This window comes from Amycolatopsis sp. CA-230715, assembly GCF_018736145.1.
Taxonomy (GTDB): Bacteria; Actinomycetota; Actinomycetes; order Mycobacteriales; family Pseudonocardiaceae; genus Amycolatopsis.
Genome location: NZ_CP059997.1, coordinates 8,758,832 through 8,771,097, shown reverse-complemented (window position 1 = coordinate 8,771,097; position 12,266 = coordinate 8,758,832). Strand labels below are relative to the sequence as shown.

9 protein-coding genes are annotated in these 12,266 nt (G+C 70.2%); 6 read left to right on the top strand and 3 right to left on the bottom strand.

What is annotated here, in order from left to right; genetic code table 11:
- Window positions 1-2: 2 nt before the first annotated feature.
- Window positions 3-1,226, bottom strand: coding sequence for a cytochrome P450 (locus HUW46_RS40950; protein WP_215544030.1), 1,224 nt, complete (start codon window positions 1,224-1,226; stop codon window positions 3-5).
- A 145-nt stretch (window positions 1,227-1,371) separates the two neighbouring features.
- The gene (locus HUW46_RS40945; protein ID WP_215544029.1) at window positions 1,372-2,007 is read right to left on the bottom strand and encodes a TetR/AcrR family transcriptional regulator; all 636 of its coding nucleotides are present in this window, start codon (window positions 2,005-2,007) and stop codon (window positions 1,372-1,374) included.
- A gap of 491 nt (window positions 2,008-2,498) precedes the next feature.
- Between HUW46_RS40945 and HUW46_RS40940 the strand changes: the two genes are divergently transcribed.
- Genes HUW46_RS40940 through HUW46_RS40925 form a run of 4 tightly spaced genes read left to right on the top strand, consistent with a single transcriptional unit; the run spans window position 2,499 to window position 8,516 of the window.
- Complete coding sequence (locus tag HUW46_RS40940) at window positions 2,499-3,599, top strand: GNAT family N-acetyltransferase (protein WP_215544028.1); 1,101 nt, start codon at window positions 2,499-2,501, stop codon at window positions 3,597-3,599.
- Window positions 3,596-4,759, top strand: coding sequence for a LuxE/PaaK family acyltransferase (locus HUW46_RS40935; RefSeq protein ID WP_215544027.1), 1,164 nt, complete (start codon window positions 3,596-3,598; stop codon window positions 4,757-4,759). Before HUW46_RS40940 ends, HUW46_RS40935 begins: the two co-directional genes overlap by 4 nt.
- On the top strand, window positions 4,756-7,269 hold the full coding sequence (locus HUW46_RS40930; RefSeq protein WP_215544026.1) for an acyl-CoA reductase: 2,514 nt from the start codon (window positions 4,756-4,758) through the stop codon (window positions 7,267-7,269). Before HUW46_RS40935 ends, HUW46_RS40930 begins: the two co-directional genes overlap by 4 nt.
- Window positions 7,266-8,516, top strand: a complete 1,251-nt coding sequence (locus HUW46_RS40925; RefSeq protein ID WP_215544025.1) for a phenylacetate--CoA ligase family protein — start codon at window positions 7,266-7,268, stop codon at window positions 8,514-8,516. The genes HUW46_RS40930 and HUW46_RS40925 overlap by 4 nt, the downstream gene beginning before the upstream one ends.
- Before the next feature lie 4 nt (window positions 8,517-8,520).
- On the opposite strand, the gene HUW46_RS40920 is transcribed toward HUW46_RS40925, so the two are convergent.
- Window positions 8,521-9,156 carry a TetR family transcriptional regulator gene (locus HUW46_RS40920; RefSeq protein WP_215544024.1) on the bottom strand — a complete coding sequence of 212 codons (636 nt, stop codon included), beginning with the start codon at window positions 9,154-9,156 and terminating at the stop codon, window positions 8,521-8,523.
- Window positions 9,157-9,229: 73 nt separating this feature from the next.
- Here HUW46_RS40920 and HUW46_RS40915 point away from each other — a divergent pair, with 73 nt between their 5' ends.
- Together HUW46_RS40915 and HUW46_RS40910 are read left to right on the top strand one after the other, a co-directional pair.
- Window positions 9,230-10,699, top strand: a complete 1,470-nt coding sequence (locus HUW46_RS40915; RefSeq protein ID WP_215544023.1) for an FAD-dependent monooxygenase — start codon at window positions 9,230-9,232, stop codon at window positions 10,697-10,699.
- Between the two features lie 56 nt (window positions 10,700-10,755).
- A complete protein-coding gene (locus tag HUW46_RS40910; RefSeq protein ID WP_215544022.1) occupies window positions 10,756-12,252 on the top strand; it encodes an MFS transporter in 1,497 nt (498 codons plus the stop codon).
- Window positions 12,253-12,266: the final 14 nt, after the last annotated feature.

Below are 12,266 nucleotides of genomic sequence, written 5' to 3'. Positions count from 1 at the left end.
CTTCACCACGTGACCGGCAGCTCGTGCACCCCGTACACGACCATGTCGTGCTTGAACCTCAACTCCCCCACCGGTTTCGCGAGCGCGAGCGTCGGCACCCTGCGGTAGAGCGTGCCGTAGACGACCTGCAGTTCGACCCTCGCCAGCGGCTGGCCGAGGCACTGGTGGACGCCGTAGCCGAACGCGAGGTGGTGTCGCGCCTTCCGGTGGATGTCGAGCACGTCCGCGTCGGGGAACGCGGAATCGTCGCGGTTCGCGATGTCGTTGGCGGCGATGACACCCTCACCCCTGCGGATGAGCTGCCCGCCGATCTCGATGTCCTCCAGCGCGACCCTGCGCCGCCCGGAGTGCGTGATGTTCAGGTACCGCAACAGTTCTTCGACCGCGTTCGCCAGCAGCTTCGCATCGCCGCTTTCACCCGCCGCGCGAATTTCGGCCAGCTGGGCCGGGTTTTCCAGCAGCGCCACCGTGCCCAGCGCGATCATGTTGGCGGTGGTCTCGTGCCCGGCGACGAGCAGGAGCTGCCCCATGCTCGCGACGTCGCGGCGCGTCATCCGCCCGGTCGCGAGCTGCTCGGTGGCGAGCTTGCTCAGCACGTCGTCACCGGGGTCCGCGAGCTTCTTCTCGGTCAGGCCGCCGAGATAGTCGAGCAGTTCCTCGGTCGCGGCGAGGGACTCGGCCGCGGTCGACGTGCGCGAGATGACCGTCTTGCTGATCCGGTGGAACAGCGCGCGATCGGCATAGGGCACGCCGAGCAGCTCGCAGATCACCAGCGACGGCAGCGGCAGCGCGAACGCCTCGACCAGGTCCACCGGTTTCGGACCGGCCAGCAGGTCGTCGATGAGGCCGTCCACGATGCCCTGGATCCTCGGGCGCAGCGCCTCCATCTTCTTGACCATGAAGTCCGAGGTGAGCAGCCTGCGCTGGGCGGCGTGCTCGGGTTCGTCCATGTTGAGGAACGACTTGGCCGCGCCCCGGCGCGCGGCGTTGCCCTCGCTCACGTGCGGATAGCCGGGCAGATCGCTGTCCGAGCTGATCCTGGGGTCCGCCAGCAGCGCGCGCACGTCGTCGTAGCGAGTCACCACCCACGGCGTGCTGCCGTCCCACAGCTCGACCTTGGTCACCGGTTCGTCGTGCTGGATCCTCGCCAGCTCGGGCGGCGGATCGAACGGGCAGCGGCCGCGGGTCATGGGGAAGGCGGGAGCACCGGGCAGGGTTTCCGTCATCGGAGCCTCCTCTACGGAGAGTTACCAAACGATTGTTCGGATACTTACTGAACACATGTTAGGCAAGTCTGTTGCCGCTTGTCCGCCCGAGGAGGCCAAGCTCACCTCGTTGGCCTAATCCCGTTGGGACAAAAAGGAAAAATGCTCAGTCGAAGACGAGCGAGACGAGTTCGTCGACGAACGGGATCAGGCGCTTGCGCCCCCGCTCGCTCGGACTGCTGTGCAACAGCGCCACCCGCCCGTGCACGCCGACGAAGACCATCACGGCCGCCCGGTCGCTCGGCAGGCGAAGCTTGTGACCCGCTTCGTCACACCGCGCCAGCCCCTCGGCCACCGTGTCGATCACGTCCACCATCGGGCCTTCCGGCCGCGCCGCGGAAGTCGGCCGCGCGGCACTGCTGCTGAGCATGAGGCGGTAGTGCCCGGGGTTGTCGACCGCGAAGGCGCAGTACGCGTACAGCTGGGCGCGCACCCTGCCGACGACGTCCTCGGGGTCCGTCTTCGCGTCGGCTTCGGCCATCAGTTCCCGCAGCCGCGCGAACTCGTGCCGCATCAGGCCGGTCACCAGCGCGTTCCGGTCGGTGAAGTGCTGGTAGATGCTCGCCGGCGCGATCCCGACCGCACGGGCGACGCCACGGATCGTGAGCCCGTCCTCACCGCCGAGCTCGGACAGCAGCCTGCTCGCCGCGTCGAGGATTTCCCCGCGCAGGCGATCGCCCTCGCCCCAGCGGTTGCGGGTGCGATGGGTGGCTTTGTCCTCCTCGTCCGGCACGGGCACCATTCTTACCTCCTCAGTGGACACCCGGGGGTCAGGCGGGCCGAACCGAAGGCAAACCGAGTCCTGCCGGGCGGCCGACGGGACGGCGTGCGGTGGAGGCGCCCCGGCGCGCGGTCGCGCCGAACATCCGGCGCCGGAACGCGACCACTGGCGAACACAATTCCGAATTCCGCGAATCGTCGCACGATTGCGCCATTTCCCCCGAGCTTTCGATCACACCGCGACCGCGCCGCCACGCCGCTTGCTGCATTAGGAGGAACAGCCCGGTGATCCCCCTCACCGGGTTTCGACATCGTCGCAGCTCAATCGGTCAAGATCGCCTCCATCACAGCGTTCCGTCCGGCAAACTGAGCTGTGCGCTGGGTCAACACACTGACCGCGCTCCCCGCTTGCCACCGCCGCGTCCGCTCGGATCGCGGCCCCTTTCGGCGCGCCGGGGAATTCATGGGGACGTACGAGGAGAACAGTTGCAAGCCGAATTCGAGCCTGCGCGCTTGAATGACATCGAGGAACTGCTGGGCCTGTACCGGCGCGTCTACGGCGCCTCGTACGCCCTGCCGCTCGGCACCGATCCCGAGGTGATGGCCGCCGAAATCGCGTCGGACACCACGACCTGGCTCGTCGCCCGCGAGAGCGGGCACCTGGTGGCGTCGATCATGGCCACCGTCGACCGCGCCGACCGGCTCGGCAAGCTGCAGGGCCTGGTGGTGGACCCCGCCAGCCGCGGTTCCGGGCTCGCGCACCGCGCGGTCGGCACGCTCGCCGACGCCCTGCTCTCCGGCGGCGAGGTCGACTCGGTGTACGGCACCGCGCGGACCACGGCCACCGCGCCGCAGCGGATCTGCCTCCGCAACGGGTTCCACGCGCTCGGCATATTCCCGAACCTGCGCAAGGCCGCGCGCCAGGAAACCATGGCGCTGCTGGGAAAGCACCGCGAAGGCGTGCTGGCGCGCCGTCGCCCCGTGCACAAGGTTCCGGCGAGCCTCGGCAGGCTCGTGGCCGCCGTCGAGCAAACGATCGGAATGCCCGCGCGCCCCGAGCTGGTGCCCGATTCCGACTACCCGCCGCGCGAGAGCACAGCGGCACTGGAACTGATCGACGCGCCGGGGTTCGTCAAGCGCTCGTTCGACCGCGTGGTGACCGATCCCGCGCGCCGGTTCTACCCCTTCCACGAGCCGACGGTCCTGCTCGCCGACGCGGGCGGCGACTTCGAGGTCTACGCGCACCTGAGCAGGCATGACGGCTACTGCACGCTGCTCGGTGCCACACCCGACCCGATGGCCGTCGCGCCGCACCTCGACAAGCTCATCGACCACCTCGCCGGGTTCGGCGCGTTCTACGTCGAAACCCTGGTGCCGCTCGACCGCTTCGAGGAGCTGAGTGCCTTGCTGGCGCACGGTTTCCTGCCCGCGGCGCTCTACCCCGCGATGCGCCGCGACGGCGAGGAGTTCGGCGACTACGTCGTGCTGGCGCGGACCGTGCAGCCGCTCGACTTCCGCGGCCTCGCGATCGACGAGGCGTTCCGCCCCTTCGCCGAGCAGTACATCGACCTCTGGACCCAGCGCTACCTCGACACCAACGGAGTATTCCGGTGAACCCTCACCTGACCGGTCCCGCCGTCGTGCCGGACCCCGCCGAACTGGGCGCCGTCCAGCGCCTGTGCGACGTGCCCGAACCCTACCGCCACGACGACGAAACCGACGGCCTGTTCATCGAGGCGATGAACGAGTCCAACCGGTGGCACGCGGCGCGATCGCCGTTCTACAAAAGCCTTTCCGACGGACTCGCCCCACTGGAGTCCATTTCGGACCTCGCGCGCCAGCCGTTCGTGCACGCGAACTTCTTCAAGATGCACGAGGTGCTGTCGGTGCCGCGCGACGAGGTCGCCGTGCACGCGACCTCGTCCGGCACCACCGGCCAGAAGTCCCAGATGTTCTGGGACGCCTGGACCCTGCGGGCAGGCCAGCGGATGGTCGCCCGCATCTTCGACCACTACGGCTGGATCGACGACCGCGAGGACGTGCACTACCTGCTCTACACGAACCAGCCGCAGCCGGGCCTGAAGCTCGGCAGCTCGTTCACCGGGCAGTTCATGACCGACTTCGCCCCGGCGGCCTCGGTCGACTACGGGCTCGCGCACACCGGAACCGGCCACGAGTTCGACGCCTTCGGCTGCGTCCGCGCGCTGGAGCGCTTCGGGTGCGAGGGCGGGCCGGTGCGGATCTTCGGGTTCCCGGCGTTCCTGTCGTTCACGCTCGACCGCATGCGCGCGATGGGGGTCGGGCCGCTCGAACTCGACGAGCGGTCGCTCATCCTCTTCGGCGGCGGCTGGAAGGGCAACGCCGACAAGCAGATCGCGAAATCCGAGCTGTACCGCCGGATCTCCGATCAGCTCGGCATCCCGCTCGCCCGGATCCGCGACGGGTTCGGCTCGGTGGAGCACTCGATCCCGTACCTCGAATGCGCGAACCACCGCCTGCACGTGCCGACCTGGTCGCGGGTGCTCACCCGGTCGGTCCGCACACTGGAACCGCTCCCCCACGGCGAACCGGGCTACCTGCAGTTCGTCTCCCCGTACATCACCTCGGCCCCGGCGCAGAGCGTGCTGATGGGCGATCTCGCGTCGCTGCACGGCGCGGACGAATGCGACTGCGGCAACGGCACGCCGTGGTTCGAAATCCACGGCAGGGCCGGGATCAGCCGTAACCGCAGCTGCGCGATCGCCGCCGCCGAACTCCTGAAGGACAGGTCGTGACCACACATCTCTGGCAGGGCACCGAAATCTCCGACGACGAGGCCGACCGGCTGCTCGACACCCTCGAAGAGACCACCCAGCGGGTGCTCGCGAGCCCACGGCTGAACCCGCTGACCGTGCTCGACGCGTGCGGCGGTCTCGCCGATGAACTGTCCAAACCGGACGCTCCGGTCCGGACGAGGCTGGCGGAACGCCTCCGGTCGCAGGGCGTGGCCGCCGACGAGATCGCGCGCACCTTCGACGATCTGCTCAAGGCGTTCGACCGCGGCGAGCTGGAGCGCAAGATCATGCGCGAGCTCGGCGGCGTGGACCCGGCGCGGCTGGCCCGCTTCGACTTCACCCGCACGATATTCGAGGCGTGGGTCCCGGTGGGCCTGCTCGCGCACGTCGCATCGGGCAACGCCCCCGCGGTCGGCGCGCTGAGCGCGATCGAGGGATTGTTGTCCGGCAACCTGAACGTGCTCAAGACCAGCGGCGGCGAGCTGTTCACCGCCGACGTGCTCGCCGCGCTCGCCGAGAAGGACCCGAGCGGCGCGATCGCCGAGCGGATCATCGTGCTGCACTTCCCGTCGTCGCGCACGGACTGGCTGCGGCGCATGTGCGCACCGGCGGACGCGGTCGCGGTCTGGGGCGGCGAGGAAGCCCTTTCCGGGGTCGCCGAACACGTCCGGCCCGGCGCCCGACTCGTCGACTGGGGCCCGAAGCTCTCGTTCGCCTACCTCACCTCGGACGCCTGGACATCGCGCGAGGTACTGCACGGGGTCGCCGCCGACATCTGCCGCCTCGACCAGCAGGCCTGTTCCAGCCCGCAGGTGATCTACCTGGACACCGCGGACGAGACCCAGGTGTTCGCGTTCGCGGAGCGGTTCGCCGGAGTGCTCGCCGAGGTCGTGCCGCTGGGCGACCGCCGGGAACCGAGCGCGGCGGAATGGGCCGAGATCACCAACACCACGGTGGTGGCACGGCTCGAAGAACACCTCGGGCTCACCAAGGTGCTGGCCGCCGAAGACGGCGGCTGGCGCGTCATCGCCGACACCCGTGCGGCATTGCGCGCCTCGCCACTGCACCGCACGGTGTGGGTGAAACCGTTGCCGCGCAACGAACTCACCACGACCCTGCGCCCGATGCGCCGGTACCTGCAGACCGTCGGCATCGGCGCGGACCGGCGCGACACCGCCGTCCTCGCCAGGCTGATGGTCGGCACCGGCGCGCAGCGCGTCACGGTTCCCGGCGCCATGCTGTCCGGGTACGCGGGTGAGCCGCACGACGGCGTCTACGCGCTGCAGCGCTACAGCCGCCGCGTCGACGTCCAGCTCGACGACCGGTTCCGCGCGGACGCCGCGCTCGACGACTTCGAGCACGGCGGGCAGCTTCCCGCACCCGAGGTGTCAGTAACCCCGAAGTCGGCCTTCGAAACCTTGCAGGAGCACGGCCGCGGCGAGGTGTTCTTCCACAGTGGAGGGAGCTCCGGGGAGCCGAAGGTGTCCGCGTTCACCTGGGCCGACTACGACGAGCACATGCGCTTCGGCGCGGAGAGCCTGCTCGCCACCGGGCTCGACCCGCGCACCGACCGCGTGATGAACCTGTTCTTCGGCGGGCACATGTACGGCAGCTACACCAGCTTCTTCTCCGCGCTCGAACGCCTCGGCGCGATCCAGTTCCCGATGGGCGGCGAGTGGGGACGGCTCCCCGAGATCGCTAAGTCCATTGTGGACTACCAGGTGGACGTGCTGATGACCGTGCCGAGCTTCATCATTCGGCTGTTCACCGAATGCGGCGACGTGCTGCGCCGCTACCGCGGTGTCCGCAAGATCTTCTACGCCGGCGAGCACTTCGGCGACGCCCAGATGCGGTGGCTGCGCGAGGAGTTCGGCGTGGAGATGGTCCGGTCCGCCGCCTACGGCGGGGTCGACGCGGGCCCGATGGGCTACCAGTGCCTCGAATCGCCGTCGCGGGTGCACCACCTGTTCACCGGGCTGCACACGCTGGAAATCCTCGACGGGGAAAGCGATCGGCCGGTGCCGGACGGCGAGCCGGGACGGCTGGTGTTCACCGCGCACACCCGGCGCGGCCAGCGGCTCGAACGGTACGAGATCGGCGATCTTGGCCGCTGGCTCGACGAACCGTGCGCCTGCGGCCGCCGCAGCCCGCGCTTCGAACTGCTGGGGCGGGTGGGCGACGTGTTCCGCATCGCGGCGCAGACGATGAACTACCGCCGCTTCGTCCGGATCGCGGAAGAGGCTTTCGGGTACTCGGGCGCGCTCCAGCTGGTGCTCACCGAGGACGCCGACGGTGACCAGCTCACCATCCGCATCGAACCGGGGCATTCCCGCGCCGATGTCGAACGCGAGTTCCTGGCGCGGTACGACCAGCTCGCCGAGGCCGTCGAACAGGATCGCCTGCTCCGGCTGCACTGCGAAACCGCGCCGCTGAGCGCGTTCGAGAAGACCACGACGAGCGGCAAGCTGATCGCCGTCGTCGAACACCGGGCGAGGAGTCTGCAGAAGTGAACCGCGAACTGACCGAACTGGTGGACTTCGCCCGCGCGAACTCTCCGTTCTACAAAGGACTCTACGACGGGCTCACCGGACCGTACCGGATCACCGATCTGCCGATCATCGACCAGCCCGCGTTCTGGGCCGCGAACACCGTGCACGGCAACCGGGTGCTGACCGGCCCGCAGCGCGACGGCATCGTGTTCAAGACCGGCGGCACCACCAGCGCGCCTCGGGTTTCGGTCTACACCCGCGAAGAATGGCGGGAGATGGCCGCCACGTTCGCGACCGGGCTGACCGCCGCGGGCGTGCGTCCCGGCGACCGGGTGGCGAACCTCTACCACGCGGGCGAGCTGTACTCCGGGTTCGTCTTCACGCTCAACGTGCTGCAGCAGGCGCTCGTCGACACCGTGCAGCTCCCGGTCGCGGGCAACGCACCGCTGGAGTTCACCGTGCAGACCCTGCGTGATTTCGACGCGACCGTGCTGGCCGGTTTCCCGACCTACCTCGTCGGGCTGGCGAAGTTCGTGCGCGACACGGTCGGCTCCCTGCCCGGTGTGCGCCTCATCCTGTTCAGCGGCGAGGCGTTCTACGGCGATCAGCGCGCGTGCGTCGAAGCGGCGTTCCCCCACGCTTCGATCCGGTCCATCGGCTACGCGAGCGTCGACGGCGGCATTCTCGGCGCGCCGGTGGCGGACGATTCCGACGTGCGGGTGTTCCGCGCGTTCCAGCCCAGCCGCGTGCTGGAGATCGTCGACACCGTCGACGCGTCGCCGATCGAGGAGCCGGGGCGCCCCGGTCGCCTGCTGCTGACCGATCTCGGCAGGCGGCTGCTGCCGATCATCCGGTACCCGGTCGGCGACCTCGCGGAGTGGACGGACTTCCCGTCACGCACGTTCCGCCTGCTCGGCCGCGCGGACGAGGGTGCGCGGATCGGGCACGTGACCCTGCACCTCGATCACCTGCGGGCGGTCGTCGATTCCGCGACCACGGGCGAGCTGGTCGAAGGGTTCCAAGTAGTGCTGCGGCGTCATGAGGCCAAGGATCAGCTCGTGCTCCGGGTCGCCTGCGAACCCGCCGACCGGGCCCGCGCCACCGCCGCGATCAGCGCGGGCGTCGACGAGATCAGCCCCCGGTTCGCGGGCCAGGTGCGCGACGGGATCGTGCAGCCGCTCGCCGTCGCCTGGGTTTCCGGTGCGGAGATCCGGACGAACCCGCGCACCGGCAAGGCGATGCGCCTCGTCGACGAGCGACCGGTGTGAGCGGTCAGCGCTCGCCATCCTCGTGGATCGCGCGCAACCCGGTGAGCAGGATTTCGAGCGCGTAGCCGAAGTCGTCGGCCGGGGTCGATCCGGCCGCGTGCCGCTCCCGCATCCCGCGTGCCATCAGCGGGAACGGGAAATCGTCCTGCGAAACCAGAGTCCGCTCGACGGCCGGGTCGGGACGCGTCTGCGACTCCACCGCCCTGCCGAGTACGAAATGCACCAGCACCCCGGACACGCGGGTGGCGTAGGCGAACGAGAAACCCGCGTCGGCGTGCAGCACCCCCACCGCGCGCTCGGTCAGTTCGCCCAGTGACCGAGCGACGCGGAGATCCGCGCCCAACGCCACCCGCGCGCCGTCCCGGTGTTCGAGCAGCTCGGCGTGCAACGAGGACGCCGCATCCTCGACCCAGCGCGCCCACGGCACCTCACCCGGCGGGGGCAGCGCGGCGGTCACCGGGGCGACGATCACGTCCGTCATGTGGTCGAGCAGCGCCCGTTTGCCGGCGAAGTGCCAGTACAGCGCGGGGGCCTTCACCCCGAGTTCCGAAGCGAGCTTGCGCACGGTGAGCTTGTCGAGCCCGTCGGACTCCAAGAGCCGCAACGCCACGCGCACCGCGTCGGCCACCTCGATCGACATGGGTCCTCCGTTCCGCGATTGACACCTTAACGCGTTAAGTGCATCCTGGCGCTTAACTAGTTAAGGAGAGGGAATGGACGCAGACGTCATCGTGGCCGGGGGTGGGCCGGTCGGGTTGTTCCTCGCCGCGGAGCTGGCGCTGGCCGGGGCGCGCACGCTCGTACTGGAACGGCTCGACTCCCCCACCGAGGAGTTGAGGGCACGCGGTCTCGGCGTGCTCGCCGGCGAAATGCTCACCCGGCGCGGTCTCGGCGAGCTGCTCGCCGAGGCGCACGAACGCGGGTTCGAAGACTTGAAGCGCGATCACGGAAGCTCACTGGGGCACTTCGCCCACATCCACAAACTCGATCCAGCGCTGACCGCGGATCCCGGACGGCGGTACACCTACATCTGGCAACCGGAGCTGACCCGCTTGCTCGCCGCGCACGCGGCCCGGCTCGGCGTCACCGTCCACACCGGACACGAGGTGACCGGGTTCGAGTCCGATGTGGACGGAGTGGTGGTACGGGCTGGCGGACGCCGGTTCCGCGCCCGCTACCTGGTCGGCTGCGACGGCGGCCGCAGCTCGGTGCGCAAGCTCGCCGGGTTCGACTTCCCCGGCACGCCCGCGCTGCTGCGCACCATCGGCGGACGCGCGCGGCTCGACGGCGACATCCCGCCGGGCGGCCGGTACGAGACAGGCACGTTCATACACGGCGGCGGCACGACCGTCGGCATGGTCGGCACCGGCGAGCTGGACGCCACGGCCCCCGCCCTCGACGGACCGCCCACCGCCGACGACCTGGAGGCGAGCATCCGGCGCGTCACCGGCGCCGAGGTGACCGTCACGGAGCTGCACGACTTCCGCGTGTTCGCCGACCGCGCGCGCCAGGTGTCGACCTACCGCATCGGCCGGGTGCTGCTCGCCGGGGACGCCGCGCACATCCACTCGCCCAACGGCGGGCAGGGCCTCAACCTCGGCCTGATGGACGCGGCGAACCTCGGCTGGAAGCTCGCCGCGGTCGTCAAAGGTGAACAGCCGGAAGCGCTGCTCGACACCTACACCGCCGAACGGCACCCCGCGGGCGAGTCGGTGCTGCGCAACACCAGGGCCCAGTCCGCGTTGCTGGCCCCCGGCCCGCACGTGGACGCGCTGCGCGAAATCATCGCGGAGCTGATGGACATCCCCGAAGCGAACCGGTACTTCTCCGACCTGCTCTCCGCGGTGAACCTGCGCTACGACCTGCCGTACCCCACCGAGGGCGAGCTGACCGGGCGCCACTGCCCCGACCTGGAACTCGTCGACGACGACGGACGGGCCTCGCGGCTGCACGAGCACACGCTGACCGGGCGCGGACTGCTCCTGCTACCACCGGAAAACCGCGACCTGGCCGAACTCGCCACCGGCCCGGTCGACGTGCTGCCGATCGCGAAGACCGGCCTCGACGACGGCGCCCTCCTGCTTCGCCCGGACGGCGTGGTGGCCTGGGCCGGTTCGGACCGCGAAACCCTGCGCAGCGCACTGGAAACCTGGTTCGGGAAAACTTCTTCGGGCCCGGTGTAGAGAACTCCCGGCGGGCTCCGACCTCCTCGCGAAGACCCACCGAACGAGGAGATCCGATGACCGACAAGACCGCAGGGCGCCGGGCCTGGCTGGGGCTCGCCGTGCTCGTACTGCCCACGCTGGTCGTGGCGCTCGACATGAACGCCCTGTTCCTCGCGTTGCCGAAGCTCAGCGCCGAGCTCGGCGCCAGCGGTACCGAACAGCTCTGGATCAGCGACAGCTACGGCTTCCTGATGGCCGGGTTCGTGATCACCATGGGCACGCTCGGCGACCGGATCGGCAGGCGGAAACTGCTGTTCACCGGCAGCGCGGCGTTCATCGCCACGTCGATCGTCGCGGCCTACGCGGTCACGCCGGAGATGCTGATCGCCGCCCGCGTGCTGATGGGGATCGCCGGTGCCACACTCATGCCCTCGACGCTCGCGCTGATCAGCACCCTGTTCCGCGACGACCGGCAGCGCGGCAAGGCGATCTCGGTGTGGGCGACCTGCCAGTTCGCCGGTGCCGCGTTCAGCCCGGTCTTCGGCGGGTTCCTGCTCCAGCACTTCTGGTGGGGCTCGGTGTTCCTGATCGCGGTGCCGGTCATGGTGCTGCTGCTCGTGGTCGGCCCGTTCCTGCTGCCGGAGCACCGCGACCCCGCCGCGCGCCGGATCGACATCGCGAGCGTCGCGCTGGCACTCGCCGCCGCGCTCCCCGCGATCTACGGCCTCAAGCAGCTCGCCGCGGACGGGGGCGACACGCTGTTCGCCGCACTGTCGATCGTCGTCGGTGTCGCGTTCGGGGTCGTGTTCGTCCGCCGCCAGCTGGCGCTCGCCGACCCGCTGATCGACCTGCGCCTGCTCCGCAACCGCCCGCTCACCGCCGTGCTGGTGACGCTCGTGCTCGCCGGGATCGCGATGGCGGGCGTCGGGTTCCTCGTCACGCAGTACCTGCAGAGCGTCGTCGGGTTCTCGCCGACGGAATCCGCGATCGTGTTCGCCCCGATGGGCGTCGCCGTCGCGATCGGCACCATGGTCGCCCCCACGCTCACGAAATGGCTCCGACCCGGCACCGCGATCGCCTCGGGCCTCGTCGTCTCCGCGCTCGGCGGCCTGCTGCTCACCCAGGCGGACCGCGGCCTGCCGTTCGTGATCGCGGGCATCGCGGTCCTCGCGCTGGGCACCGGGCCGCTCTTCGCACTCGGTACTGGGCTCGTCATCTCCTCGGCCCCGGTCGACCGCGCCGGGTCGGCGGCGTCGATGTCGGAAACCGCCAACTTCTTCGGCGGCGCACTGGGCGTGGCGGTGCTCGGCGCCGTCGCGGCCGGGATCTACCAGGGCCGGATGGGCGGCGCGGCCGACGCGGCGCGGGAAACCCTCGCCGGTGCCGTTCACGTGGCCACGTCGCTCCCGGGTACGCGCGGGGCGGAGCTGGTGGACGCCGCGAAGGCCGCGTTCACCAGCGGGGTGACCGCGGGTGCCGTGATCGCCGCCGCGGTGTTCGCGGCGGGCGCGGCGCTGGTGGCCACGCTGCACCGGGAGCGCACGACCGCGCCCGAGCCGGTCGCCGCCTGAGCGCACACGGCGCC

Excerpts from the sequence above, each read along its gene's own strand:
- HUW46_RS40950 (WP_215544030.1), bottom strand. The coding sequence starts at position 1,226 with ATGACGGAAACCCTGCCCGGTGCTCCCGCCTTCCCCATGACCCGCGGC.
- HUW46_RS40945 (WP_215544029.1), bottom strand. The coding sequence starts at position 2,007 with ATGGTGCCCGTGCCGGACGAGGAGGACAAAGCCACCCATCGCACCCGC.
- HUW46_RS40920 (WP_215544024.1), bottom strand. The coding sequence starts at position 9,156 with ATGTCGATCGAGGTGGCCGACGCGGTGCGCGTGGCGTTGCGGCTCTTG.
- HUW46_RS40915 (WP_215544023.1), top strand. The coding sequence starts at position 9,230 with ATGGACGCAGACGTCATCGTGGCCGGGGGTGGGCCGGTCGGGTTGTTC.
- HUW46_RS40910 (WP_215544022.1), top strand. The coding sequence starts at position 10,756 with ATGACCGACAAGACCGCAGGGCGCCGGGCCTGGCTGGGGCTCGCCGTG.